This window comes from Paenibacillus sp. HW567 (genome assembly GCF_000374185.1).
Classification (GTDB): Bacteria; Bacillota; Bacilli; order Paenibacillales; family Paenibacillaceae; genus Paenibacillus_AQ.
In genome coordinates, this window is sequence record NZ_KB910518.1 from 623821 (window position 1) to 650507 (window position 26687).

The 26687-nt window shown below is 51.7% G+C and carries 19 protein-coding genes, 1 tRNA gene and 1 other annotated feature; of the genes, 13 read left to right on the forward strand and 7 right to left on the reverse strand.

The window, feature by feature from the left end; genetic code table 11:
• Positions 1 to 101: 101 nt before the first annotated feature.
• The 6 genes from B212_RS0103055 to B212_RS0103085 all read right to left on the reverse strand — a co-directional run bounded on the left by B212_RS0103055 (position 102) and on the right by B212_RS0103085 (position 8899).
• The gene (locus B212_RS0103055; protein WP_019908881.1) at positions 102 to 1973 is read right to left on the reverse strand and encodes an arginine--tRNA ligase; all 1872 of its coding nucleotides are present in this window, start codon (positions 1971 to 1973) and stop codon (positions 102 to 104) included.
• Positions 1974 to 2218: 245 nt separating this feature from the next.
• Positions 2219 to 2437: a binding site (T-box leader), on the reverse strand.
• Between the two features lie 263 nt (positions 2438 to 2700).
• Positions 2701 to 3006, reverse strand: a complete 306-nt coding sequence (locus B212_RS0103065) for a hypothetical protein (protein WP_019908884.1) — start codon at positions 3004 to 3006, stop codon at positions 2701 to 2703.
• A 66-nt stretch (positions 3007 to 3072) separates the two neighbouring features.
• Entirely contained in the window at positions 3073 to 6378 is a 3306-nt protein-coding gene (locus B212_RS0103070; protein WP_019908885.1) for a DEAD/DEAH box helicase, read from the reverse strand.
• Positions 6379 to 6382: 4 nt separating this feature from the next.
• Positions 6383 to 7075, reverse strand: coding sequence for a TetR/AcrR family transcriptional regulator (locus B212_RS0103075; protein WP_019908887.1), 693 nt, complete (start codon positions 7073 to 7075; stop codon positions 6383 to 6385).
• Between the two features lie 58 nt (positions 7076 to 7133).
• Positions 7134 to 8171: an ABC transporter permease gene (locus B212_RS0103080; protein WP_019908889.1), complete on the reverse strand. Its 1038-nt coding sequence runs from the start codon at positions 8169 to 8171 to the stop codon at positions 7134 to 7136.
• Entirely contained in the window at positions 8168 to 8899 is a 732-nt protein-coding gene (locus B212_RS0103085) for an ABC transporter ATP-binding protein (RefSeq protein WP_019908890.1), read from the reverse strand. Before B212_RS0103085 ends, B212_RS0103080 begins: the two co-directional genes overlap by 4 nt.
• Before the next feature lie 217 nt (positions 8900 to 9116).
• Between B212_RS0103085 and B212_RS0103090 the strand changes: the two genes are divergently transcribed.
• The 5 genes from B212_RS0103090 (at position 9117) to pstA (ending at position 14015) form a co-directional block, all read left to right on the forward strand.
• On the forward strand, positions 9117 to 9563 hold the full coding sequence (locus B212_RS0103090) for a hypothetical protein (RefSeq protein ID WP_198015824.1): 447 nt from the start codon (positions 9117 to 9119) through the stop codon (positions 9561 to 9563).
• A gap of 193 nt (positions 9564 to 9756) precedes the next feature.
• Positions 9757 to 11175: a stalk domain-containing protein gene (locus tag B212_RS0103095; RefSeq protein WP_156830059.1), complete on the forward strand. Its 1419-nt coding sequence runs from the start codon at positions 9757 to 9759 to the stop codon at positions 11173 to 11175.
• A 63-nt stretch (positions 11176 to 11238) separates the two neighbouring features.
• On the forward strand, positions 11239 to 12102 hold the full coding sequence (locus tag B212_RS0103100) for a phosphate ABC transporter substrate-binding protein (protein WP_019908893.1): 864 nt from the start codon (positions 11239 to 11241) through the stop codon (positions 12100 to 12102).
• 93 nt (positions 12103 to 12195) lie between these two features.
• Positions 12196 to 13143: a phosphate ABC transporter permease subunit PstC gene (gene pstC, locus B212_RS0103105; RefSeq protein ID WP_019908894.1), complete on the forward strand. Its 948-nt coding sequence runs from the start codon at positions 12196 to 12198 to the stop codon at positions 13141 to 13143.
• Positions 13140 to 14015 carry a phosphate ABC transporter permease PstA gene (gene pstA, locus B212_RS0103110; RefSeq protein ID WP_019908895.1) on the forward strand — a complete coding sequence of 292 codons (876 nt, stop codon included), beginning with the start codon at positions 13140 to 13142 and terminating at the stop codon, positions 14013 to 14015. The genes pstC and pstA overlap by 4 nt, the downstream gene beginning before the upstream one ends.
• Before the next feature lie 1060 nt (positions 14016 to 15075).
• On the opposite strand, the gene B212_RS0103115 is transcribed toward pstA, so the two are convergent.
• A tRNA-Arg gene (locus B212_RS0103115) sits at positions 15076 to 15149 on the reverse strand.
• A gap of 172 nt (positions 15150 to 15321) precedes the next feature.
• Here B212_RS0103115 and B212_RS0103120 point away from each other — a divergent pair.
• From B212_RS0103120 to lon, 8 genes are all read left to right on the forward strand, one after another.
• Positions 15322 to 16215: a hypothetical protein gene (locus tag B212_RS0103120; RefSeq protein ID WP_019908896.1), complete on the forward strand. Its 894-nt coding sequence runs from the start codon at positions 15322 to 15324 to the stop codon at positions 16213 to 16215.
• A 97-nt stretch (positions 16216 to 16312) separates the two neighbouring features.
• Positions 16313 to 17653: a trigger factor gene (gene tig / locus B212_RS0103125; protein WP_019908898.1), complete on the forward strand. Its 1341-nt coding sequence runs from the start codon at positions 16313 to 16315 to the stop codon at positions 17651 to 17653.
• Positions 17654 to 17936: 283 nt separating this feature from the next.
• Entirely contained in the window at positions 17937 to 18527 is a 591-nt protein-coding gene (gene clpP, locus B212_RS0103130) for an ATP-dependent Clp endopeptidase proteolytic subunit ClpP (RefSeq protein WP_019908899.1), read from the forward strand.
• 11 nt (positions 18528 to 18538) lie between these two features.
• On the forward strand, positions 18539 to 19795 hold the full coding sequence (clpX, locus tag B212_RS0103135) for an ATP-dependent protease ATP-binding subunit ClpX (RefSeq protein WP_019908900.1): 1257 nt from the start codon (positions 18539 to 18541) through the stop codon (positions 19793 to 19795).
• 111 nt (positions 19796 to 19906) lie between these two features.
• Entirely contained in the window at positions 19907 to 21046 is a 1140-nt protein-coding gene (gene ispG / locus B212_RS0103140) for a flavodoxin-dependent (E)-4-hydroxy-3-methylbut-2-enyl-diphosphate synthase (protein ID WP_036668821.1), read from the forward strand.
• A 130-nt stretch (positions 21047 to 21176) separates the two neighbouring features.
• A complete protein-coding gene (locus B212_RS0103145) occupies positions 21177 to 21848 on the forward strand; it encodes a BlaI/MecI/CopY family transcriptional regulator (RefSeq protein ID WP_019908902.1) in 672 nt (223 codons plus the stop codon).
• A gap of 504 nt (positions 21849 to 22352) precedes the next feature.
• Positions 22353 to 24062: an ATP-dependent protease LonB gene (gene lonB / locus B212_RS0103150; protein ID WP_019908903.1), complete on the forward strand. Its 1710-nt coding sequence runs from the start codon at positions 22353 to 22355 to the stop codon at positions 24060 to 24062.
• 243 nt (positions 24063 to 24305) lie between these two features.
• Positions 24306 to 26684, forward strand: coding sequence for an endopeptidase La (gene lon, locus B212_RS30640; protein WP_051128154.1), 2379 nt, complete (start codon positions 24306 to 24308; stop codon positions 26682 to 26684).
• Positions 26685 to 26687: the final 3 nt, after the last annotated feature.

The window sequence follows — 26687 nt, forward strand, 5'->3', positions numbered from 1 at the left end:
GTTGTTTCAGATCGAATAAGCCTGCCTACGGTTTTTAGTTCATTTCCTAAGCGATTGCCCTATGGTTGTGCCCGGGTCCGTGATAAACGGACAACTCTTACCTACATCCGCTCCGGCTTAGGCAGGCCAAGCACATCAAGAACCTCGCCTAAGGTGGCTTGGAAGCGGAGGGTGAGCCAGAGACGGAAACGTATGGCGGCTTCCTCCCCTTTGAGAATCGGGCAGGCTGAATAGAAATTGTTGAACAGCGAAGCCAGCGCGTGCGCGTAATTGCAGATCGTATTAGGCGTCAGCTCGATGCTCGCCGTATACAAGATGTCCTGCCAGGCACTAAGATGCCGCAGCAGGGCATGCTCTGCTTTGTCTAGCTGCGGAGGGAACAGGGGAAGTGATCCCGTTCCCTCCACAGCTCTGCTGCTCTCCGCTTTGCTGAGCACACTGCCTGCACGGGCGTAGGTGTAGAGCAGGTAGACTCCGGTATTGCCGGATATTTCTGTGGCCTGCTTGAAATCAAACACGATCTCCGTGCCCAGATTGAAGCGCAGGAGATAATAACGGATTGCGGCGGTGGCGATGAGTCGGCTGGGGAGTCCGCTTTTGTCCGGGCGGGTGGCTTCGATGGTGTTCTCCATGAGCTGGACCAGATCCGTCACCTTGACGCCGATGCCCTGGCGGCCGGACATGGCGTATGAGCTTTTGCCGTCCAAGGTGTCAATGCCAAGCTCAGCGGCGGAAGCCGGACTTAGCGAAACCACGCCGTAGCTTACATGATGCAGCTTCTCTGCCTGCGCGGTGTACCCGAGCACCTCCAAGGCCTGCTTCACCATCGCCTGCGGGTACTCCTGTCTATAGTCGATGACATTGATGACCATGTCCGCTTGTCCAAAAGGCAGTTGTGCTCCAGTCAAGCCAGTGGTCCACAACCCCTCACTGAACTCGTTATAGGCGAAATCCTTATCCAGCAAGCCGAATTTCCAGAGATGATAGGCGATGTCCTTGGCGGTATAGGTCAAAATCCCGTTCGAACGCACCAGCACCTTATCCTTCTGCTGCTCCTCCGAATCCAGCTCTGCTCCTTCCACAGCCGATTGCTTCAGAATCCAGCAGCCTGCGAGCTTCCCCCAGGTCTCCTGAACAAAGACATCTGTCTGCTTGAGCAAGGTAAAAGCGGAGGACCAGAAGCCTTCTTTCAGAATATTGCTCTCCCACACGAGCAGGTCGTAGCCGATGCCGAAGCTCTTCAGTTCCTCCACATGCTCTCTTACAATCCTTTCAGCAACCAGGCTGCCCAGCCAGGCGGTATTGCCGTGGCCTTCCTCCAGTGCGTGGAGAATCTCGGTGCGTTTGTGTACCGTCTCCGGCTGCTGCGCATATTCCTTGTTGATGGCGGCGTAAAGATCCCAGCAGTAATCCCCGAAACGGACATACTCTCCCGATAGCGGCACCTGAAGCAGACCTACCACCGTATCCGCCAGTTGATTGCCCAGGTCGTCCACATAGTTGTGGACTTCCACGTTATATCCTGTTTTCCGCAAAATCCTGACTAGTGCATCTCCAATACAGGAGTTTCTCAGATGCCCGATATGCAAGGCTTTATTCGGATTTACGCTAGTATGCTCTATGATGACCTTATCCCCGCCAGCCGGGGGAAGTTCAAAGGAATGGCCCGCCCAGGCCTGCCAGTTGATGTACATATTAATGAACCCCGGAGCGGCAATCTCAATCCGCTGTAGCACGCCGCTGGCAGCACCCATTTGCTGAAGCTCACCTGTAATCAGCTCTGCGATAATCATAGGCGCTTTGCGCAGGGTTTTGGCCAATTGCATGGCAATGCTGCTTGAATAATCACCGAAATCGGCATTGGCGGGCTGCTCCAGAGCGATTGTTACCTGAGCTGCACCGGCAGCGCCAAGGCTGCTGAATACGTTATGCACACTTTGTTCCAAATGCTGTTTAATGAGTTGACTTAACAAAAGATCCCCCTCCTTCAAGATTGCCGGCTATATAAGTTGAACTTCCGGCCGCTGTTAGGTTTGGATTTCTCTGACTGGAACCGCTGATCTCGGTGGAATTCCAAACATAAAGGCGTACGCATTCGCTCCGTAAGTATCCCAACTTCCCCTCCGCACTCCTGCCTTTTTTTATGATGTTTAACTTATATAGCGTAGCCGCAATAAAAATACACCGGTCCTGCAAACACAAAAAAGCCCGCGTCTCCAAAAGAGACGAGGGCCTAAGCGCTCGCGGTACCACTCTCGTTGCCGAACACAGCGGTTCAGCCACCTCACAGGTTAACGGCCTTTCGCCGGGGCTTCCTACTGCCAGTTCAGAAGTCCATCTCCCGGGTGCGCTTCATGATAAGGTCTGTACCGGTTTCCACTCTCCCGGCTCGCTGGGACTAGATCAAGATCACTACTTTCCCGTTCATTGATTGTAGAATGATTTTTTATCAGTATAGCGATTTTTTGGGAGAAAGCAATAGCGATGTGCAGATGGACAGCCCTGTTATGCGCATAGGTCGGTGGAGCACCGGGTCAATCTGCAGTTGGAGCGCCGGTTAAGTTCTTAATCTCTGTCGAGCCAAAAATAAGCAGGGCAATCGCAATGACAAGCAAAATTCCCCCGGCAAATTCCTCTCCGTCAAAGTCGTCCATACCCCAAAACGCCCTCCTTTAATAGATTAATTAGATTAATCAGCTCTTAGGAATTGTCAGTTTTTTTCTTCAAGGCGCTCATGATCTCATCCAGGGTCAGGCTGCCGTTATCGTCAAGAAAGCTGACCAGCTTATCAACATTGCTTGCGCCCAAATCACTCAGAGATTTATATTTGCCAACCAAACTAACGAACATGGAGGCGTCAGTGTACATTTGGATGGAGTCTACCCGCAGCTTGCCGGTCAAAAGAAGTGCAGCTACCGTGAATTCCAGACCCTTTGGAATTTGTGTTTTTGAGTTTGGCGGTTGTTTTTTTGCACCGGGTTTCTTTCCTTTGCCAGGAGGGGGCATGGAACTCCCTTCTTCCGTAAAGCAATCTGTTCATCGTACATTTTATGCGCCTTTTTGTTAAAAGGTTCAAAGCATCAGAATCTCCCGGATATCCTGCTCCGATAAGGCAGTCAAGCTATCTTGTCCTGACTGGATGACTTCATCAATCAGGTTCCTTTTCTTCTGCTGCAGCTCGTACATCTTGTCTTCTACCGTTCCCTGTGCAACCAGACGGATTACCTGGACCACCTTCTTCTGCCCAATCCGGTGAGCGCGATCTGCGGCCTGCTGTTCCACAGCGGGATTCCACCATAGGTCGTAGAGAATTACGGTGTCCGCTCCGGTCAGATTGAGTCCGGTACCGCCGGCTTTGAGCGAGATCAGGATAAGATCGCGTTCTCCCTCATTGAACCGGCTGCACAGCTCGACCCGCTGGGAGGCAGGTGTCTGGCCGTCCAGATAGAAATGCGGAACCCCCTGGAGGCCCAGTTCACGGCTGATCAGGTCGAGCATCTCGGTAAATTGTGAAAAAACAAGCATTCGTTTGCCGGAGCTGCGGCACTCCTCAATAATCTCCAGCAACTGCTCAAATTTGCCGGAGCTCCCCTTGTATCCATCAACAAAAAGCGCAGGATGGCAGCAGAGCTGGCGCAGGCGGGTAAGCCCGGCGAGCACCTTGAGCCTGCCATTGCCGAACATGTCGCTGTCGAGATGCTTGAGCGCTTCCTTCCGCAGCCTGGCCAGATAAGCGACATACAGCTTTTTCTGTTCCGGCAACAGCTCCGAGGCTTGCAGCGACTCGATTTTATCCGGCAGCTCCTTGAGCACATCGCTTTTGAGGCGGCGGAGCAGGAACGGGCGTACCCGCTTGGCGATAGTTTCCCGGGGCAGATCGTGGAAGGCTTTCTTGCCCGGGAACAGCCCGGGGAACACAACACCGTAAATGGACCACAGATCCTCCAGCGCATTCTCCACCGGTGTGCCGGTAAGTGCGAAGCGGTAGCGCGACTGCAATGCTTTTGCCGCTTGAGCCGTCTGGGTGGCATGATTCTTGATCACTTGGGCTTCGTCGAGAATGAGCGTATGGAACGAGTGCTTGACGTACAGCGCCACATCTCTGCGCAGCAGCGGATAAGAAGTAATAATTACATCGTTTGCTGCCGCATTACGCAGCGTACGGGTACGCACGGTTAAGCCTCCGTCAGCGATGGCTGCTTTGATCTGCGGGGCGAAGTGCTTCAGCTCATTGTGCCAGTTGTAGAGCAGAGAGGCCGGGGCAACAATGAGCGCGGGCAGGCCGCTCCGCCGGATATCTTCAAGCTCGGAGAGCAGAAAAGCGATGCTCTGCAAGGTTTTTCCGAGACCCATATCATCCGCCAGAATGCCGCCGAAGCGATAGTGGGCCAGCGTCTTCAGCCATTGGAATCCATATTGCTGGTAATCCCGCAGCACAGGAGCCAGCTCCTCCGGCACCGGAAAGTCCAGGTTCTCGGCATTGCGCATATTGGCCAGCAGACGGCGGAATGAACGGCCGAGCTTGACGGCATCGGTCTCTCCCCTGCCCGTGTCAGCGTTCAAATGCAGACCATGGACCAAGGGCAGTGAGAATTCCGCGCTTTTCACCTCGCCTATGCCTGCGCCAAGCTCATTCATAAGGGCTACAATCTCTTGAAGCTCTGCACTTTCCAGCGGCAGCAGTGCGCCGTCCGGCAGACGGTAGTATTTGCGTTTTTCCTGCAGTGACTTCAGCACCTGCACAATATCCGAATCCGCGATGCCCGCCATGCTGAACTTAAACTCGAGCCAGTCGGTCTTTTCGTTCCAGGTCAGGCTCGCTTTGGCTGATGCTGTGCCGGTAAATAATCTTTCCTTAACGGCTGTGGTGGCATAGACCTTCAGCAGCGGCTCCAGCAGCGGAATCGTATGGTACAGGAAATCGAATTCCCCTTCCTCGTCACTCATAATATAACCGCTTTCTGTTCTGGCAAAAGAATCATGCGCCATCAGCTCCAGAATCCGCCGCTCGGCTTCGCTGTCCCGCATCAGAATGACCTCATGGCCGCGTTCGCCGGGCTTCTCCTCCAGCGGGTTGATCACGATATCGCCATACTGGAATTCCAGCCCCGCCAGCAGCCTGTCCCTTACCCGGTCCAGGTACAATCTGGCCTGAAGCTGGGCCTGTACAATCCGGTCGGCAATCGCTTCGGCAATTTGCACCTGTCCCAGCTTTTTCAGCCCGGGCATAACTTTCTCCATAAAAGGCTCCACTTGCTCCGGGGCGATGGCCATCCCGCTTGTTCTGGACTCGGCCAGCATCTTCTTCAGCTCGGTGAGACGCCTGCACTCCTGGGCGGGCAGCTTCAGCAGCTTGCCTTCAGACAGGATTAGCCCGTACTCCTCCATCACTGTAATCTGCGCCAGTCCCTGAATGTCCAGATAGTAGCCAGCCCCTTTGGCCTGATCGAACTGAAAGCTCAGCGGAGGGAGATCCGGGAGGATCTGAAGCCCTTCGGAGATGATCCCGCCATGCTGCAGATGAACGGAAGAGGTCTCGGTGAGCGCAGGGAAGAGGTTGTCCCAGAAAAAAGGCGGAACCGGCAGCAGCCGCTCCCCGCCCATGCTTCCGGCATGAGGCAAGTAGTGGCTGATATTGCTGCGGTAGATCTGTTCATTGAGCACAATCTCAATCAGCTTCAGCAGCACGGTATTATCTTCTTTGGTGAAGCTGTGCAGGGCTGGGTCGTAGCTGAATGGCCTGGACAATTCAAAAGGCTCGCCGCGGTGAACGGACGTAAGGAACGCTCTTATTTTCTGAATAACATAGGTGCGTTTGGGGCCAACTTTGATTTCTACTCCGAGCATTTGGCTGCTGAAGTTATAGGTGAACGGTTTGCAGATGAATTCTACCTGTAGAGGCATTCTGTTATCCGAATAGGTTCCCGCACCGCTTGGGCGCTGGCGGATGTTCCCGAACATGCCGAGTATGCTGCTCACAAGCTGATGGTCGCCGGCAACTCCGAGTTTCTCAAGTGAACCGGCGTTCGAATTGCGCGGAGCCGGCGGAGCGCTGGACATTTCGAGTGCTCCGCCCTCTTCAAGATAAAGAATATGCACCAGCACGGCAGCGATATGTTTGCAAAAAGGTCCGCCGTGGGCGTAAGCGGGGCAAGAGCATTCCCCATTAACATCGCCGTCGCTATCTATCGTAAGCGTTACGTCGTAGCTCTCAAGCCCATAGACGACAGCCCGGTATTTCGAATATTCCAGGCCATCGTTATTTTCTGTATAGGTCAGATCAACCTTCCCTGATTTGGAATAAGAGAGGCCCAGGTCCAAAGCTTCCCTTCCGCACAGCAGTTGAATAACTCTTTCAGGCACATAATACCTCTTCATGTGATCACTTCCTTAAGGTATCCGGTCCGCCGATTCCGTGAAGCATGAAGGTGATCAGCAGTTGGATTTCTTCCTCGTCATTCCAATCCTTCTCCGGCTGGAACAGGAACCGTGCAATCAGATACCCTATCACTGATGAAATGGTAAAGCGTATGATAGCGGGCGTAGGCGCATCAGTAATCTCGCCCTTTTCCTTGAAATGTCCGATAATGCCGATCATTCGCTCCATAACCTGCCCCCCCACATTCTCAAGGAATTGCTCCCGCAGCGCTGGCTGAAACGGGATTTCCTGCATGAGAATTCTGAGGATTTTGATGTGCTTGCGGGCAAACTCCATGCGGTTCATCATTAAAGCCTGCAAAAAGGCCTCATAGCTGTCAAACGGGGCATCCAGCACGCCGCTGAAATTGCGCAGCACGAAGGGACCGATCATCTTGGTCATCATCGGCCCGACAATCGACAGCAGCAGATCTTTTTTTGTCTTGTAGTACCGGAATATCGTTCCCTCGGCAACTCCGGCCTTCTGGGCAATCTCACTGGTTGCCGCAGCGGAATACCCCTTCTCGGAAAAGACTTCAATCGCCGCCTGCACGATAGCGAGCTGCTTGGGCGTTATTTTTTCCTCTTGGCTGATGGACAGCAGATCTTTGATCCATTGTTCCTCATCCTGAGGGTCCGCTGTATTGTTATTCTCCATCACATAAGTCCTCCCACAACTTTGCATTCACTGTATTTTATCACAGGGAGTCGGAAGTTTACATTTTGCGGTGTTTGCGCAGGGCCAGCACATTGAGCACCATGAACAGCAGGGAAAAGCCGATCAGGGCATAGATATCCAGGTCGATGGAGCTCCAGCCTTTGCCGCGGATCATGATATTCATCAGCGCTTCCGAGCCGTAATAGATCGGCGTCGCAAGTCCAATCCGCTGCAGCCATAGGGGAAGAGTATCCAGCGGGAACAATCCGCTCAGGAAGATCTGCGGCACAATGACCAGAGGAATGAATTGGATCATTTGCAGCTCATTGGCGGCAAAAGCCGAGAGCAGCGTGCCCAGCGTCAGCGCCGACATCGACAGCAGCAGCGTTAGGAGCAGCACATAACCGAAGCTTCCGGCCATCATAATCCCAAGCACCTGGATGGAGAACCAGGAGATTAATAGCGCCTGGAACACGGTGAATATCCCGAAGCCGCAGACATAGCCGATGACAATCTCCCAGCGCTTAAGCGGAGTGGAGAGCAGGCGCTCCAGGGTTCCGGTCGTCCGCTCCCGCAGAAAGGAGACACCGGCAATCAGGAAGACGAAGAAAAAGACAAATACCCCAATCATAATCGGACCGAAGCGGTCGATGGTCTTCATGTCTTCAGATCCGTATAAATAGCTGATCTGCGGCTGAAGGGTGTCTTGCCCGCCAACCGGGGGCTTCAGACTCTGCAGCGCTTCCTGCAGCGCCAGCATCACTGCGCGGTTAGCGGTAGGGTTGCTGCCTTCCAGCAGCACTTGTGGGGTCTGGCCCTGGGTGGAAATGAAAGCATCAAGCTTGCCATCCGTCAGCGCGGCATTGCCTTGCTCCACCGATGCATACTCCGTAACCGTAGCGTTTTGCGCTTCAAGTGCACCTCGGAATGGAGCGGCTTCGGCGGACAGACCGATCTTCGGCTCATAGGCGTTGCCGTTGAAGACCAGGCTCATCAGGCTGAGCACCAGCAGGGGGGCGATGAACATCAGCGCCATCGTTCTTTTATCATGAATGAATTGCTTCAGGATTCGCAGAGTGATCGCACGTACTCTCATCGCCGGATACCTCCATAATATAGAAAAGCTTCCTCAAGTGTAGCCGAGCCTGTCGTAGCCAGCATTCCTGCCGGAGTGTCAACTGCCAGCAGCCTCCCATCGCGGATCATTGCCAGCCGGTCACATTTTTCAGCTTCATCCATGACGTGGGTGGTCAGCACAATGGTTGTGCCTTTCCCGTTCAGTGCCTTCAGCTCTTTCCAGATCGACTGGCGAAGCAGCGGATCAATGCCAACCGTAGGCTCATCAAGAATCAGCAGCGGCGGCTCATGCAGCAGGGCGATGGCCAGTGACAAACGGCGTTTCATCCCCCCGGAGTATTGGTCCACCCGTTTATGCAAATGCTCCTGCAGGTTAACGATTTCCATTACATCGGCAATGCGGCGGGTGCGGTTCCCGCCTTTTAATCCGTAGAGGGCAGCGAAAAACTCCAGATTTTCTTTTGCGCTTAATTCCGTATACAGCGCATCGGATTGCGCCATATAGCCGATTTGGTGCAGCATCGCTAAGCGGGGCATTTTGACACCCAGCACATGCACCTCGCCTGTGGATACCTCGTCGATACCGATCAGCAGCTTCACCAGTGTGGTTTTGCCGGAGCCGGAAGGGCCAAGGATGCCGAAAGTTTCCGCTTGCTCAACCCGGAGCGAAATATCCTTCAGCACCTCTTTATTGCCGAAAGCTCTGCCGGCATGGTCTACAGTGATAACATCGTTTCCCTGATTCATAATAATCTCCTCCATTCCATAAGCATGAACGTGAGTGAGTACTCACTCATTATTGTAGGTGAATCTGTGGTAAATGTAAATTTCTTTTTTTGAATAAGCATGTGCAGAAAATGCTTTTCAAATTTTAATGATTGAGGTTTTCTTTAGTGGAAATTACGGGTAACTATGGATAAGAGTGCAGCTTGGATGATTTCACCTAAATCTGGAGGAGGTTTCGATGATGGCTCAGAAGAAGCTTGCTCTTCCCCTGCTCATACTGTTGACTGCGGCGGGGCTAAGTGCGTGCAGCGGCTCCGGCAGTGGGGCGGACCAAGGACATTTCCGTACCATAGCCCAGGAGAGTGTAAGCAAAGCTGAATATCTTCCCGGAGATTTGCCGATACCGGCGGGTGCCGGCATTACCTTTACAGAGGGCAAGCTTGTGGACGGAAAGAAATCCTCCATGCTGGTCTATGAGACAGAGCAGAGTATGGCCGAACTTGGAACTACATATCAAAAATATGTAAACGACAAGAAGCTGAAACGCGGAACTCAGATTGTAGACCGGAACAACATCATTATTAACGGTAAAGTTTCGGGCGCCTATTCGTATTCCATTATTGGCAGCAGTTCAGACTCGAAACCCGGCGGTGCTGAGATTATCGTTACTTGGATTGTAAATTAACAATTTAGCCCAGTTTGTTGTGTGACAATTAAATCGGTATCCGTGTGCTGAAGCGGCTCGTTGTCCGGGATTGGACGATGCAGCCGCTTCTTTTTACACAGTTAATATTTCCATAACATTCCTCTTGAACAGATTTGACATTCGTAGATGAAAATAACATTAGCAGTTACCTATAGGAAAAGGGTGAATCTAATTGAGAAATAGTAAATGGTTCAGCGCGGCTTTGGCTTCAGCACTTCTGGTAACAGGGGGCGCAGGAAGTATTTTGGCAACAAGCACGAGCGCTAGCGCTGCCGCAGTCAAGACCGAAGCGGTTAAGGAAGGCAGCACTACTTGGACTGTGAACGGAACGTCAGTTACTCTTAGCACAATTAACAGCGGCGGTTACAAGCTGTATTCGTTAAGCCAGGTCGCGGGAGAGCTTGGCGCCAAATTGATTCTGAACAGTAACGGGTTTGAGCTGTATGACAGCAAAGGGCTACATACTGTACAAATTAATACAGGTGCAAAAAGCTATCAAGTTGATGGTGCGGCACAGCAATTCACGGTTGCTCCTGTAAGTCATAATGGCAAAGTCTACGTAGAGCTGACTAAGCTGGTTCTTGCGCTTGGCGGCGAATTGCAGGCGGATGATCAGAGCATTCTGAGCTTTGCCCGTCCGGAAGGCCTGTTTGATACCCTGAACTGGAACGCTAACGGAAATGTGATCGCGAACAAAAGCGATTCCGATACTGCACAGCTCATTAAGTTCAGCGAATATCCTGGCGACTATGAAGTCTTCTCTTCCAACGAAAGCGCACTTGATTTCGTCGTTTCCGCTGACCAGAAGTGGGGCGCGTTCTCAGATGAGACAGGCCAGTTGAAGCTGATCAACCTTGCCAGCGGAGCGATTTCCTCTCTGGGTACTGATACCAGCGTGAAGACGGATCTGGTCTGGTCTGAAGACGGCAAAACGATCTATTTCCTGCAAGGCGACAAGCAAGAGAAAATCGCACAAGTCTCCCTAGAGACGGGTGCAGTAAAAACTGTTCTTGAAGACAAGGTGGAGAACAAATCGGAGCTGCGTGTTTCTGCCGATGGTAAAAATGCCGTGTACATCGTTAACGTAACCGGCGTAGCCAAGAACGATGCAGACAGCACAGAGGATTCACTTTCCGTCGACTACAGCAAAGCCGGAGAGCAGTTGTACAAGCTGGACCTCGCCACTAAGGATGCTAAGCCTGTAGCCCTGACTACAGAACTGGATAACAAGCTGTATCCTGAAATTCTTGCAAATGGCAACGTGGTGTACTTGAGCGCAGATCCGGACGGCAATGCAGCCAACACCCTGAAATCCATTGGGACTGACGGCAAAATCTCCAATATCACTCTTGATGTTGAAGCTTTATGGGCTGCTGGAACAACCTCAGGCCTGATTGTATCCGGTACGGCAGCAGACGGAAGCACAACAATCTATTCCATTAATGCTAACGGGGATAAAACCCAACTGTTCCATACAAGCGAAGATGTATCGGAAGTATCTGCAACGCATGACGGCAGCAAGCTTGCTATCGTCAGTGACGGCAAAGTGCTTTTGATTCAGGGCGGCAAAACTGTACAGCTCACCAAATAAGTAAGGCGACCAGGCATCATTCACATAATATAACGGCGCAACCGCCGAGAGGAGAAATTATTCATGAAGCTTTTCAAAAAATTCACAGTTACAGCACTGACTGCAGTCATTGCGGTTACTGCATCCTTTGCAGGAATTGCGGCAGCAGCCGATTCACTCAAAGGTAAAATCACAGTTAACGGCTCTACGGCGCTACTTCCGTTGACGCTTCAGGCCGCTAAGGAATTCCAGAAGCTTCACCCTAAAGTAAAAATCGCCGCTTCCGGTAAAGGTTCCGTAACTGGACCGCAGGCTGTGAAGAAGGGCATTGCCGACATCGGCGCTTGCGACTGGGATGCCAGTATGGACGTTCCGGGCTTCAAAGCCTTTGACGGACAAGTAGCCAACAAAGTAGCGGTTATTCCTTTTGCTACTATTGTTAACAAAAATGTTGGTGTAGACAACCTGACCACCGATCAATTGAAAGGGATCTTCTCCGGTAAAATCACGAACTGGAAAGAGGTTGGCGGTTCGGATGCCGATATTATCGTAATCACACGTGCTTTCGGTTCCGGTACTCGCGTTAACTACCAGGCTAAAGCTCTGGCTGGCGGAGATATCGTGAAGAAAGAAAAGAACTACAAAGAAGCCGGCTCCAGCGGTGACATGAAGACTGCCGTTGCTACTACACCTAATGCTATCGGCTACATTGACCTTGTGTATGTAACTGGCGGCGACATCAAAGCTGTGAAATTCAACGGCGTTGAAGCCAGCACTGACAATGTAATCAACGGTTCCTATAAGATTTGGGCTTACGGTTACTACATGACCAAAGGTCAGCCTACCGGCGCAACCAAAGCATTCATTGATTATGTACAAAGCAAAAAGTTCCAGCAGGGTTCCCTGAAGAAGCTTAAATTTATCCCAATCGCAGCAATGAAGGGCTAACCCCCAATCTTAAGACAGATTGAATGTATAATGAACGGCAACAGCGGCCAGCTCCGTAATTTACGGGGGTGGCCGCTTATTAGGAGGGAAAGTATGGGGGCACCGGTCCACAACCTGGCATCAAGTGCACAAAAAAGCCTCGCGGAAGGCGGCTTAAGCGCCAAACGCCACAGAAGGCATCTGTTCAGCAACACATTATCCCGCTATTATTTTCTATTTAGTATCCTGGCGCTTTGTGTAGTGCTTGGACTTGTTATTGTATTCATCGGCAAAACGGCACTGCTTCTGTTCGCGAACATCTCGCCGCTGGACTTCTTCTTCTCGTTCAATTGGTCACCGGAAGAGGATGCCTTTGGAGCTGCTGCCTTTATTGTAAATACATTATCGCTGACAGCCTTGACGCTGCTCATTGCTGTGCCCATTTCCGTAGGAATGGCTGTGCTATGTGCGGAGATCGCACCGAAATGGATGAAGAGCTTTATCCGGCCGGTGCTCGATTTGCTTGTTGGTATTCCTTCTATAGTATACGGCTATCTGGGCTTGACCGTGCTGCTGCCGTTTCTGCGCAGAGTCAGCGGGGAGGGTCTGGGAGACGGGCTGCTTGCCGCAGCTCTCGTGCTGGCGCTGATGGTGCTGCCGACCATTTGCCGGATCAGCGATGATGCCATCGTTGCCGTTCCGCGTAAATACCGCGATGCCGCCTATGCGCTAGGCTCCACCCGTCTGCAGGTCATTATGCGTGTAGTCCTCCCTGCAGCCAACAGAGGGATCATCTCGGCGGTTATTCTCGGCATGACCCGTGCAATCGGGGAGACAATGGCTGTCGTTATGGTTATCGGCAACACCCCGCAGCTAGCAAAAACGCTGTTCACTCCGTCTTCCGTGCTGACCAGCAACATCGTCATGCAAATCTCCAACGTGGAATTTGACTCCACCTGGAACTATGCACTGCATATGATGGCCTTCCTGCTGCTGCTCATCTCGTTTGTGCTGATTCTGATCATCCGTGTGCTGGGCCGGAAAAGGAGAGATGCGGCATGAATTTCACACGTACACGCCAAAGTGCTCGCTCGCAGCGCAATAATAAAATAGCCACAATCGCCTTTTATACACTCGGCGCACTTGTTATGCTGCTGATATTCTGGCTGCTCTATTCCATTCTGAGCAAAGGTCTGCCTTCACTCAGACCGGATTTCCTGATCAAGCAGCCGGAAGAAATTGATGCCGGAGGCGGGATTGGACCGGTGCTCTTCAACTCCTTCTATATTCTGTTCATCTCGCTCTTGATCTCCATTCCTATCGGGATTGGGGCGGGCATCTATATGGCAGAATATGCGCCGGATAACCGTTTTACCGCTACACTGCGCATCTGTGTGGAGTCGCTGTCTTCCGTCCCTTCCATTGTGTTCGGGCTGCTGGGTCTTGCGATCTTCGCTGAATATTTCGATATCGGCCTGACGATTCTGGGCGGGGGCGTCAGCCTGGCGCTGCTCAACCTGCCGATGCTGGCCCGGGTCACAGAGGAAGCCATCCGCGCCGTTCCCGGTGACATCCGCGAAGCCGGGTATGCGCTTGGCATGACCAAGTTCCATGTCATCCGCAAGGTTGTGCTGCCGGTAGCCATGCCGGCTATCGTAACAGGCGTCTGCCTCGTGGCCGGACGCGCCTTCGGGGAGTCGGCGGTTATCATCCTGACAGCAGGGCTCAGCACCTCCGGAGAAATGTGGGACTTCAACCTGTTCTCGCCGGGTGAGACGCTGGCTGTCCATCTCTGGTACGTCCAATCCGAGGCTATTGTCGAGGATGCGCGGCAGATCGCCGACAGATCGGCAGCCGTTCTTGTCTTTGTCGTGCTGCTGATCAATTTCATCTTCCGCTTCCCGCTGTGGCTCGGACGCCGCCGGGGACGCTGAACGACCGGGCGAATATACAAGTTAGGCATAACGCAGGCCGCCAGCCGTGGACCATTCACGGTTGACAGCCTGTTTTTTTTGGTGGGGAGGGCGAGAATTCAGGTTGGGGTGCAACTGTATGAAACTGTATGAGACTGTGTGCCGACTCTAGGCAGATTCTATACAGATTCTATACAGACTCAAGGCAAACTCTAGGTAGGCTCTAGAGTCACTCTAGGCCCACTTTGGCTTAGACGACGGCACCAATCTAAAGGTCTCACCAATCTAATGCATTTTCTACAATTGATTTCGACGAATCCCAGGCTTTTTTCGGTTCTGTTGTACTTTGTACAGTCAAATATCGGTTACAGTCATTTGGAGGCAGGTTTAGGATTTTTCATTGCATAAAGTGCAGTAGAACGAGAGTAGAACGTTAATTTTATTAATTCTATTGTAAAAAATACAATCAAAGAAGTACGCCTGCCAGGTTATCGTTTACGAAATGAACAAACGAAAGGAAGACCGTAAGATAGGTTGGTTCGATCTGAAATAATAGCAGAAATGCCGCTATTGGAGCGAAGAGTGGATGGTTTGATCAGAAATAACGGCAAAAATGTTGTTGTTGAACCAAGATAGGCTTGTCCGACCAGAAATAACGGTAGAAATGCCGTTGTTGGAGTGAGGAGGGGTAAAGTGGGGATCAGTTACCTGGTAAATAGGGTGAACGCTCTCGAAGCAGATGCTCCAACGCCCCCAGGGGGTTCTCATCCCCCGGACGCACAAACAGCCCTCCCGAAGGAAGGCTGCTCTGTGACGTTTCGGAAGGGATACAGCCCGAACGTGCTGATTGCGAAGCGTGTGGTAACGAAGCCTATGCTCCAACGAACCCAAGGGGTTCTCATCCCCAGACGCACAAACAGCCTTCCCGAAGGAAGGCTGCTCTGTGACGTCCCGGAAGGGATACAGCCCGAACGGGCTGATTGCGAAGCGTGTGCTAACGAAGCCTATGCTTCAACGAACCTAAGGGGTTCTCATCCCCCGGACGCACAAACAGCCTTCCCGAAGGAAGGCTGTTCTGTGACGTCCCGGAAGGGATTCGAACCCCCGACCGTGCGCTTAGAAGGCGCATGCTCTATCCAGCTGAGCTACCGGGACATAAGATAAGACTGAAAAGCAAGCAAAAAATATGTTATCATATATGTTTGTTTTTTTCAACTTGTTTTTTTGAAACTGCGCAGGGATATGCTATAATCTACAATTGATTAAGGTTCGGTGAAAAGGAGGTGCCCTCATTAATCATTCGAATTCCCCCGCCAAAGAGAATATCGTGCTGTTTCCGAAAACGCTGGATTACTATCAGATCCAGTTAACGGTAATGCTGGAGAGTGAACGCTACGGGGAAGCGATGGAACTGCTGCGTTTTTTGCTGCAATGCCAGGGACAGGAAGAGCGGCACTACCAGGAATGGCAGTCGCTTTTAGAGTGGCTGGAGTCGGCATTTCCCTATGCTGCCCATGACGGAGATGCAGAAGCTGAAGCTCAAGGCGGTGAACAGGATCTCAAGGAAGAAGACATGGCCCGGATTCTGGCCAAATCCAAGCTCGAAGAGGATTCGGAATATCAGGGCAAGCTATTGCAGCGGGTAATGAACGAACCTTTGTCCGAGTCGACCATTCTGGCGCTGGAGCAGCTTTCGTATCTGGAGGGCGGCCATATCGACGAATCACTCACTGGCTGGCTGCAGCAGGCTGCGGTTCATCCGCTGCTGCAATTCCGCACGCTGCAGACTCTCCGCCGCCGCGGGGCACAGGGGATTATCGGGCTAGCCCGCGGGGCCGAAACGGCATACGTTGAGATCGAAACAGTGCCGTTGACCAATGAGGAGTTCCCGCCGCAGGTCAGCCAGGTCCTGGAACGGGTGGCTGAACAGGCAGAGGTGCACGAACCTGCGCTGTACTATTTTGCCCAGGAGCTTTGGGGGCAGTTCATAATGTCGATCTACGGCTCCGATGAATACCGCAAGCTGCTGGACGGAGAAGACGCTCGGCTCGACATTTGGGCGGGTGCGCTGCATCAGATGGTGTCCGAGAGTCTGAACGGGAACCGGCAGGAGGAGGAGACCCGTACAATGTACGGGATAACAGGCAGCATGCGCTTTCAATTCGAGGGGGCATACCGCTCTCTCAAGGGATTTGTAAAGAGTTCTCTACTTGATAAATAGAGTAATGTTGTATATAATATAATGGTTATTCTGTGCGTGAATTGTGTGATTATTAGTAAGTGAACATGTAACCTATTTTTGGAGGGAAAAGTATATTATGAAAGCAACCTGGGAAAAAATAGAGAAGAACCTTGGAGTTCTTGAAGTCGAAGTAGGAGCAGAACGCGTAGCTGCAGCACTCGACAAAGCTTTTAATAAAGTAGTTAAGAAAGCTAACGTGCCTGGTTTCCGTAAAGGCAAAGTGCCACGGCCAATTTTTGAATCCCGTTTTGGTGTGGAAAGCCTGTACCAGGACGCCATTGATATTCTTCTTCCTGAAGTTTACAGTGAAGCGGTTGAACAAACCGATATCTTCCCTGTAGACCGTCCGGAAGTGGACATCGAGCAATTCGCCAAAGGCCAAGCGTTCATCTTCAAAGCAAAGATCACCGTTAAGCCTGAAGTGACTTTGGGTCAGTACAAAGGCCTTGAAGTACCGGTACAAAAGGCTGAAGTTACTGAAGAAGAACTCGGTGCTGAACTGAAACGTCTGCAGGAGCGTCATGCTGAGCTTGTTGTCGTTGAAGATGAAGCTGCAGTAAGCGGCGATATCGCAATAATCGACTTTGACGGATCTGTGGATGGCGTGCCATTCGAAGGCGGAAAGGCTGAACGTCATTCCCTGGAGCTGGGAAGCAATTCCTTCATTCCTGGATTCGAAGATCAAGTAGTAGGCATGTCCACTGGAGATTTCAAGGATGTTGAAGTTACTTTCCCTGAAACTTACCATGCGGAGCACCTTGCCGGTAAACCTGCTGTATTCAAAGTAAAGCTGCATGAAATCAAACGCAAACAGCTTCCTGCTCTGGATGATGAATTTGCTAAGGATGTAAGCGAATTTGACACGCTGGAAGAATACAAGGCTGACCTGAAGGCACAACTGGAATCCCGCAAGCAGGATGAGCTCAAAGGCGCCCGCGAAACTGCAGTGGTAGACGCAGCGGCAGCTAATGCAGAGGTTGAAATTCCTGAAGCGATGATCAGCAGTGAAGTTCAGAACATGGTTCGCGATTTCGACAACCGTCTTCGTCAGCAAGGCATGAACATGGACATGTTCCTCAGCTTCTCCGGCCAAACCCGTGAAGACCTTGAGAGCCAGATGAAAGGCGATGCCGAGAAGCGCGTCCGCAACAACCTGGTGCTTGAAGTAATTGCGAAGGAAGAGAAGATTGAAGTTTCCGAAGAAGAAGTGAATCAGGAGCTTGCTTCTATGGCTGAATCCTTCAAGCGTTCCGCTGAAGAGATCCGCAGCATTCTGGCGGCTAATGGTTCCCTGAACAGCTTGAACGATGAGATTTCTTTGCGCAAGACCATTGATTTCCTCGTAGAGAACAGCGTTGAGATTGAAGCTCCAGCAGTAACTGAAGAAGCTGCACAAGTAGAAGCGAGCGCTGAGTAACACTCTTCCGGGGTGATAGTTTACCTAGAGCGGCCGGCAGGATGGCCTCCATAAATATAGATAAGGCACGTAATCTCTGTTACGTGCCTTATTTTTATCGCCGGGTAGAATATATTGGTACATAACTGCAAAATTGGCTTTATGCCGGGAATTGCGCTATAATGGCATGCACATGAACAATGTGATTTTATGCAGCAGTGAAAAAATGACATAGCGCCTTGAACGTGTTAAAATATTTCTGAAACGGATAGACTAATCTGTACAGAGAAAAGAGGTTGGTGGCATGAGTCTGGTACCAATGGTTGTGGAATCAACAAGTCGGGGAGAACGGTCATACGATATCTATTCCAGATTGCTCAAGGACCGTATCATTTTCCTAAGCAATGCGATTGACGATGATGTCGCCAATCTGGTTATTGCCCAATTGCTGTTCCTGGCAGCAGATGACCCCGAAAAAGACATTCACCTGTACATCAACTCGCCCGGTGGTTCTGTGACAGCCGGCATGGGTATATATGATACAATGCAATACATCAAACCGGATGTGTCAACAATTTGCGTAGGCATGGCGGCAAGCATGGGATCGCTGCTGCTTACGGCTGGGGCTCCAGGCAAGAGATATGCGCTGACTAATAGTGAAGTAATGATACACCAGCCGCTCGGCGGCGTTCAGGGGCAAGCATCCGATATCTGGATTCATACCGACTGGATTCTCAAAACGAGACAGAAGCTGAATCAAATATATGTGGATCGCACAGGTCAGCCCCTTGACAAAATCGAACGCGATACGGACCGAGACAACTTTATGAGCGCGGAAGAAGCGAAGGAATACGGGCTTATTGACCAGGTACTCTCTTCACCGATCAAATCCTAAGGGGTGGTTAGATGTTTAAATTTAATGATGAAAAAGGGCAGTTGAAATGTTCTTTTTGCGGCAAATCCCAAGAGCAGGTTCGTAAGCTTGTTGCTGGACCGGGCGTTTATATATGTGATGAATGCATCGAGCTGTGCACGGAAATCGTGGAAGAAGAGCTGGGCCACGAGGAAGAGCTGGACCTTAAGGACATTCCGAAACCGAAGGAAATCCGTGACATTCTCGATCAATACGTCATTGGCCAGGAGCAGGCGAAGAAATCGCTCTCCGTTGCCGTATATAATCACTACAAACGTGTTAACAGCCAGAGCAAGATTGAAGATGTTGAACTGACGAAGAGCAACATTTTGCTGCTCGGTCCAACGGGTTCAGGTAAGACATTGCTGGCGCAGACTATGGCAAAAATCATCAACGTTCCCTTTGCCATTGCGGATGCAACTTCCCTTACGGAAGCGGGTTATGTCGGCGAGGATGTAGAGAATATCCTGCTGAAGTTAATCCAGGCTGCCGATTACGATGTGGAAAAGGCCGAACGCGGCATCATCTATATTGATGAAATTGATAAAGTGGCACGCAAATCCGAGAACCCGTCCATTACCCGTGACGTTTCCGGTGAAGGTGTACAGCAGGCGCTGCTGAAGATTCTGGAAGGCACTGTAGCTTCTGTACCCCCACAAGGCGGCCGCAAGCATCCTCATCAGGAATTTATTCAGATTGATACTACGAACATTTTGTTTATCGTGGGCGGTGCTTTTGACGGCCTGGAGCAAATGATTAAACGCCGTATCGGCAAAAAAGTCATCGGCTTCAACGCGGCTGTTGAAGGTCAGAAGGAACTCAAAACTGGCGAATACCTCTCAATGGTATTGCCGGAGGATCTGCTCAAGTTCGGTCTGATCCCTGAATTTGTCGGCCGTTTGCCGGTGATCTCAACGCTGGAGCCGCTGGATGAGAGCACGCTGGTGCGCATTCTGTCCGAGCCAAAGAACGCGCTCACGAAGCAGTATATCAAGCTGCTGGAAATGGACAATGTAGCGCTGAAGTTTGAACCTAAAGCCCTTGAAGCCATTGCCAAAGAAGCGATCAAACGCAACACGGGTGCCCGAGGACTTCGTGCCATTATTGAGAGCATTATGCTGGATGTCATGTATGAGGTTCCTTCGCGTGATGATATTAAGGATTGCGTGATTACAGAGCAGGTTGTTCAAGAGAAGTCCCTGCCTGAGCTAAGCCTCAAGAAAGACAAGAAAAAAGAGGAAAGCGCCTAAGCCGTTACTACTTGTACAATACAATTCACTGTCTCCACCTCTCTTCCGCTTGCCCCGTTTTACTGCGGGATCGGGGAGGGTGGAGCTTTGATCGTTATGGGGGAGAAAACCATGTTCTTGAGACACCAGACCCGTCCCGTCAATGTTGGCGGAGTGATTATTGGGGGAAACAACGAGGTTGCGATTCAAAGCATGTGTACGACCAAAACCGCTGATGTCGAAGCTACCGTTGCCGAGATTCTGCGTCTGGAAGAAGCGGGCTGCCAGCTTGTCCGTGTGACCGTCAACAACGAAGAGGCGGCTGCCGCAATCAAGGAGATCAAGAAGCAAATTCATATCCCGCTTGTGGCGGATATTCATTTCAACTATAAGCTGGCCTTGCTTGCCATAGAGAACGGCATCGACAAGGTGCGTATCAATCCGGGCAACATCGGACGCCGTGACAAAGTGGAAGCTGTGGTGAAGGCCTGCAAGGAGAAAGGAATTCCCATTCGTATCGGTGTAAATGCCGGTTCTTTGGAGAGTCATCTTTTAGAAAAATATGGTTACCCAACACCGGAAGCTATGGTAGAGAGTGCTCTATTCCATATTGGGATTCTCGAAGAACTCGATTTCCATGATATTATCGTATCGCTTAAGGCCTCGGATGTACCGATGGCTATCGAAGCCTACCGCAAAGCTGCAGAAGTTATTCCATATCCGCTGCATCTGGGCATTACCGAGTCCGGCACCTTGTTCGCCGGGACCGTGAAGAGCTCCGCAGGCATCGGTGCGCTGCTCTCAATGGGCATCGGCAGCACTGTACGCATCTCGCTCAGCGCTGATCCGGTCGAAGAGGTAAAGGTAGCGCGTGAGCTGCTCAAGACCTTCGGTCTAATCTCTAATGCCCCTACGCTGATCTCCTGCCCTACCTGCGGACGGCTGGATATTGATCTTTTCTCCATTGCGAATGAAGTGGAGGAGTATATTTCCAAGCTTAAGGTGCCGATTAAGGTATCCGTACTAGGCTGCGCTGTCAACGGCCCCGGCGAAGCACGCGAAGCTGACATCGGGATCGCTGGTGCCCGTGGAGAAGGCTTGCTGTTCCGCTACGGCAAGATGATCCGCAAGGTTCCCGAAGCGGACTTGGTGTCCGAGCTGAAGAAGGAGATCGACGCGATCGTAGTTCATTTTGAAGAAACCGGTGAGATTCCGGGCCGCAAGCATGCAGGACTGGCTCCGGCTGTGCAAGTGGGAAACTCTGATAATTAATATAAACTGAACTCATTAGCGAGTTTTATTGCAATATGCGAACTCATACTAAGGTGACGAAGAACGTCCCATCTTGCCCCGTAATTATGCGGAGGTGTGATGGGCGTTTTTTATTTTGAGGAGGAACAATATGGATTATGAGCGAGTGTATGAGGAGTTTATCCAATATCACCTTACCTGTCGTTCCGGGGAACGGAGAGGGAGGCTGGATAGGGGGCATCGTCACGCAGAAGCATTATTTTTGCGTAAGGTTTGGTGGCCACTTCGTGGTAATTTCTCTGATCTGCATCCGGAATACGAGGTTTTGGACTGGCGTGGGCGATCTTATTTCGCCGACTTTGCCTTTGTACCGGGAACGGTGAAATTACTATTGGAGATCAAGGGTTACACGTCCCATGTCAAAGAGATGGATAGACAAAAGTACAGTAATGAATTGAATCGTGAGACTTTTCTATGCGCGATGGGCTACCAGGTACTATCTTTTGCCTATGATGATGTTGAGCAGCGTCCCGAGTTGTGCATTACCCTATTGCGCATGGTGCTAAGTAGATATATGAGTGCGGCTGTACCTGTAGATAAAGCTCATCTTGCTGAGAGAGAAATTATTCGGTTTGTGATTCGTCAATCTGGTTCGGTACGGCCGCGTGATGTTGCTGATTATTTTTCACTAGACCCCAAGACGGTGCGGAATATGCTGAACAAGCTGTGCGAAAAAGGCTGGCTTAATCCGGTCAGACACGGTGCAGGAATCCGAAAGGTACGGTATGAGCTGGCACGTGGTGTTCTGGACTATTGGGATTGAGCAAGTCCAAGTGCTCAGGTTTGATTACTCCAAAGTCTATCTATGGTCAGGCATTAGATAAAAGGATTTCTTCCCTCTAAATTGGCTGAAAAGATTATTTTTTGACGAGTAGCGGGAATTACACCCGGTAATCTCTGAGATTGTTCTGTTTTTTGAGTTATAGTCAGAAATTAAAGGGCATGAATCCCTTTACTGACACCAACTTGGGGGAATCCGTTAAGTAAGGGGAAGAATTCCCCTTAGATCATGACGATGGCATGGCAGAGATCGATTAATCCGCATAGATCAACTCCTGAAAAACAGATGTCCCATTCGGCTGCCGCCAGCCATATTCTCGCGCTCATCTTTTCTGGAACAGTCCATTCTCCATGTTGATCCATTGATGTTCCGTTATTCTTCCATAAATCCGCTCCCCGGGCGTTTACGAATGACCGAAAAGGCTATACTACCTAGTAGTAGCCAAATACAGGACAGGTAGACTGAACGAAACAGGAGGGATGACCTATGGAATTAAGTATATTGCTGATGATCGTGCAGCTCTTTTTCGCGCTGGTCATCGGCGTTTATTTTTGGAATCTGCTGCGGGGACAGAAGACCAACAAGACGGCGGTGGACCGGGAGTCGCGCAAGGAGCTGGACAAGCTGCGTAAAATGCGGATGATCTCCCTGACCAAGCCGCTTTCAGAGAAGACGCGTCCAGCCAGCATTTCAGATATTGTCGGGCAAAAGGACGGGCTGCGCGCCCTGAAGGCGGCGCTATGCAGCGCCAACCCGCAGCACGTTATTATTTACGGCCCGCCGGGTGTCGGCAAAACTGCGGCTGCGCGTGTAGTGATGGAGGAAGCGAAAAAGAACCCGCTGTCTCCCTTCAAAAGCGATGCCAAATTTACAGAAATTGATGCCACAACTGCACGTTTTGACGAGCGCGGCATTGCCGATCCGCTGATCGGTTCGGTTCATGACCCCATCTATCAGGGAGCAGGGGCTATGGGGGTAGCAGGTGTTCCACAGCCGAAGCCTGGAGCCGTAACCAAAGCGCACGGGGGCATTCTGTTCCTGGATGAGATCGGGGAGCTGCATCCGATTCAGATGAATAAGCTGCTTAAGGTGCTGGAAGACCGGAAGGTGCTGCTGGAGAGCGCCTATTACAATTCAGAGGACAGCAATACGCCGGCTTATATTCATGATATTTTTCAAAATGGCCTGCCGGCCGATTTCCGGCTGGTAGGAGCTACAACCCGCTCGCCGGATGAAATATCACCCGCACTTCGCTCGCGGTGCATGGAAATTTATTTCCGCCCCCTGCTGCCGGATGAGATTGCAGTGATCGGGCAGGATGCGATCCAGAAGATCGGGCTGAAGCCAAGCCCTGAAGCAGTAACGGTAGTACAGCAATATGCTACGAATGGCCGGGAAGCGGTTAACATGATCCAGCTCGCGGCTGGACTGGCGCTAACGGAAGGGCGGGACACCTTGAGTGCAGCCGACGTCGAGTGGGTGGCCAGCAGCAGCCAACTGCCATTGCGGACGGAACGCAAGATTCCGACCTCGCCGCAAATCGGCATTGTCAATGGTCTTGCCGTGTACGGGCCCGGCATGGGCACACTGCTGGAGATTGAAGTGACAGCATCCCCGGCTTCGGGCGGTCAGGGCAGACTCAACATTACCGGTGTGGTCGATGAAGAAGAAACCCGCGGTGGTTCGCGGACAATCCGGCGCAAGAGCATGGCCAAAGGCTCCGTGGAGAACGTGCTGACCGTTCTGCGCTCCATGAATCTGGAGCCTGACCGTTATGATGTGCATGTGAATTTCCCCGGCGGCACACCGATTGACGGGCCTTCCGCCGGGGTGGCGATGGCGGTTGCTATTGTTTCGGCCATCCGTCATCTGCCGGTCGATAACACGGTGGCCATCACCGGCGAAATCGGCATTCATGGCCGGGTGAAGCCGGTGGGCGGTGTCATTGCCAAGGTCGAAGCCGCTTTTCAGGCCGGAGCCACAACCGTGCTCATTCCCAAAGAAAACTGGCAATCGCTATTTGCCGATCTGGCCCCCCTGCGGGTGATCCCAATGGATACAGTGGAGGAAGTCTTCCGGCACCTGTTCGGCGCCGATACGGCAGATGTGCGGCTGCCTGCGGTATCCGGGGAAACCTTCTCGTCCGCCCCTTCGCTGCTTAAGGCAGATGCTGCAGGAGAGAATGCCAAGGCTTAGGTTAAGCCCGACAATTAACGGCTACGCCGTCCTTTTGAGGATGGCGTAGCCGTTTCTTCTTTATTGGCTGATCAACATATTCCCGGTGCATGAAGCCCATAATAAGGTTTGGAGAGTCCGGGCCGCCCACGTTCAGGGCAGTGCCGGTTTGCAACAGTATGGGGCCAGTTGGTGTTTTGATGGCGCTTTTGTTAGAATGAATGCATATGACACTACTTGAGAACCATGGGAGGTGCGAAAGCGATGATACAAAGTAAATCCAAGGGTCGTCGTTTTCCTTTATTGCCGCTTAGAGGTCTTCTTGTGTATCCCAGTATGGTTCTTCACCTAGATGTGGGACGCGAGAAATCAGTCCGGGCGCTGGAAAAAGCTATGGTTGAAGATAACCTGATTCTACTCTGCTCGCAGTCAGAAGTGAATATTGAGGAGCCGGGACAAGAGGATATTTTTCGGGTCGGAACCGTCGCGAATGTGCGGCAAATGCTGAAGCTTCCAAACGGCACAATTCGTGTGCTGGTGGAGGGCGTGGAGCGGGCCGAAATTATTAATTATACGGATAATGAGGAGTATTACGAGGTCATGGCGCGCGTGCTGCCGGAGGAAGAAGATACAGACCAGCAGAGCGACGCCTTGATGCGTACGGTGCTTAGCCAGTTTGAGCATTACATCACCTTGTCCAAGAAGGTTACTCCCGAGACGCTGGCTGCCGTATCCGATATTGAGGAGCCGGGACGTCTTGCCGACGTCATCACGAGCCATCTGGCCCTGAAGATTAAGGATAAGCAGGAAATTCTGGAAACCATAGATGTCAGTAGACGTCTGGAGAAGCTGCTCGATATTCTTAATAATGAGCGTGAAGTACTGGAGCTGGAGCGCAAGATCAACCAGCGCGTGAAGAAGCAGATGGAAAAGACTCAGAAGGAGTATTATCTGCGCGAGCAGATGAAAGCAATCCAGAAGGAGCTTGGTGAGAAGGAAGGCCGGGCCGGGGAAGCCGATGAGCTCCGCTCGCTTATGGAAGAGAAGCAGTTGCCTGAGCGTGTGAAGGAGAAAATTGAAAAAGAAATTGACCGCCTGGAGAAAATGCCGGCAAGCTCGGCTGAAGGCGGCGTTATCCGCAACTATGTGGATTGGCTGCTGGGTCTGCCGTGGAGCGAGTCAACTGAAGACGATCTGGACATCCTCAAAGCCGAGCAGGTGCTCGATGCGGATCATTACGGACTGGAGAAGCCTAAGGAGCGCGTGCTGGAGTACCTCGCCGTACAGAAGCTGGTCAAGAAGCTCAAGGGACCGATTCTCTGTCTGGTAGGGCCGCCTGGGGTCGGAAAAACCTCGCTGGCACGCTCCATCGCCCGCTCGCTGAACCGCAAGTTTGTCCGCATATCGCTGGGCGGCGTGCGTGATGAGGCGGAGATCCGCGGCCATCGCCGTACTTATGTTGGCGCAATGCCAGGCCGGATCATTCAGGGAATGAAGACCGCAGGAAGCGTTAACCCGGTATTTCTGCTGGATGAAATTGATAAGATGGCGGCGGATTTCCGCGGCGACCCGTCGGCAGCGCTTCTTGAGGTGCTGGACCCTGAGCAAAACAATACGTTCAGCGATCATTTTGTCGAGCTGCCGTTTGATCTGTCCAATGTAATGTTCGTGACAACAGCCAATGCCGTACACAACATCCCGCGTCCGCTTCTGGACCGGATGGAAATGCTCTTTATTCCCGGCTATACCGAGCTGGAGAAGCTGCAAATTGCCAGCCGCTATCTGCTGCCGAAGCAGCGTAAGAACCACGGTCTGGAGGTGGCTCAATTGTCCATTGAGGACGATACCCTTCTGAAGATTGTCCGGGAATATACCCGGGAATCCGGGGTGCGGAATCTGGAGCAGCAGATTGCTGCGCTGTGCCGCAAGGCTGCGAAGCAGATTGTATCGGGCCAGAAGGAGAAGGTTAGCATTCTTCCTGCGGAGATCAAGGATTATTTGGGTGCCTCCAAATACCGCTACGGTATGGCAGAGCTGGAAGATCAGATTGGCACCGTAACCGGGCTGGCCTGGACCGAGGTCGGCGGCGATACGCTGCTAATTGAAGTCACAGTCGTTCAGGGGACCGGCAAGCTGACGCTGACCGGGCAATTGGGCGATGTGATGAAGGAATCGGCACAGGCTGCCTTCAGCTATACCCGTTCGAAGGCGGAGGAGCTGGGGCTGTCGCCGGATTTTCATGAGAAAAATGATATTCACATCCACATTCCCGAAGGCGCGATACCGAAGGACGGTCCGTCAGCAGGGATTACGATTGCTACTGCTCTTATCTCTGCTCTAACGAAACGTTATGTCTCGAAGGATGTGGCGATGACGGGCGAAATTACGCTTCGCGGCCGTGTCCTGCCGATTGGCGGACTTAAGGAGAAGTCGCTGGCTGCCCATCGTGCCGGATACAAAAAAATCCTTCTGCCGAAGGACAACGAGCGCGATCTTAAGGATATACCGGAGAGTGTCCGCAGCGATGTGGAGTTCGTACCGGTATCCCACATGGATCAAGTGCTGCAGCATGCGCTTGTCGAGCACCATAACCAGATCAACAATGAAGCGCCGAGTACTGAAGCGCAGAGTAGTGTACATTAGAAA

What these genes read in the sequence shown, in the direction of transcription:
- B212_RS0103065 (WP_019908884.1), bottom strand. Translation starts at nt 3,006, where the DNA reads ATGCCCCCTCCTGGCAAAGGAAAGAAACCCGGTGCAAAAAAACAACCG.
- B212_RS0103070 (WP_019908885.1), bottom strand. Translation starts at nt 6,378, where the DNA reads ATGAAGAGGTATTATGTGCCTGAAAGAGTTATTCAACTGCTGTGCGGA.
- B212_RS0103075 (WP_019908887.1), bottom strand. Translation starts at nt 7,075, where the DNA reads ATGGAGAATAACAATACAGCGGACCCTCAGGATGAGGAACAATGGATC.
- B212_RS0103080 (WP_019908889.1), bottom strand. Translation starts at nt 8,171, where the DNA reads ATGAGAGTACGTGCGATCACTCTGCGAATCCTGAAGCAATTCATTCAT.
- B212_RS0103085 (WP_019908890.1), bottom strand. Translation starts at nt 8,899, where the DNA reads ATGAATCAGGGAAACGATGTTATCACTGTAGACCATGCCGGCAGAGCT.
- B212_RS0103090 (WP_198015824.1), top strand. Translation starts at nt 9,117, where the DNA reads ATGATGGCTCAGAAGAAGCTTGCTCTTCCCCTGCTCATACTGTTGACT.
- B212_RS0103100 (WP_019908893.1), top strand. Translation starts at nt 11,239, where the DNA reads ATGAAGCTTTTCAAAAAATTCACAGTTACAGCACTGACTGCAGTCATT.
- pstC (WP_019908894.1), top strand. Translation starts at nt 12,196, where the DNA reads ATGGGGGCACCGGTCCACAACCTGGCATCAAGTGCACAAAAAAGCCTC.
- pstA (WP_019908895.1), top strand. Translation starts at nt 13,140, where the DNA reads ATGAATTTCACACGTACACGCCAAAGTGCTCGCTCGCAGCGCAATAAT.
- tig (WP_019908898.1), top strand. Translation starts at nt 16,313, where the DNA reads ATGAAAGCAACCTGGGAAAAAATAGAGAAGAACCTTGGAGTTCTTGAA.
- clpP (WP_019908899.1), top strand. Translation starts at nt 17,937, where the DNA reads ATGAGTCTGGTACCAATGGTTGTGGAATCAACAAGTCGGGGAGAACGG.
- clpX (WP_019908900.1), top strand. Translation starts at nt 18,539, where the DNA reads ATGTTTAAATTTAATGATGAAAAAGGGCAGTTGAAATGTTCTTTTTGC.
- ispG (WP_036668821.1), top strand. Translation starts at nt 19,907, where the DNA reads ATGTTCTTGAGACACCAGACCCGTCCCGTCAATGTTGGCGGAGTGATT.
- B212_RS0103145 (WP_019908902.1), top strand. Translation starts at nt 21,177, where the DNA reads ATGGATTATGAGCGAGTGTATGAGGAGTTTATCCAATATCACCTTACC.
- lonB (WP_019908903.1), top strand. Translation starts at nt 22,353, where the DNA reads ATGGAATTAAGTATATTGCTGATGATCGTGCAGCTCTTTTTCGCGCTG.
- lon (WP_051128154.1), top strand. Translation starts at nt 24,306, where the DNA reads ATGATACAAAGTAAATCCAAGGGTCGTCGTTTTCCTTTATTGCCGCTT.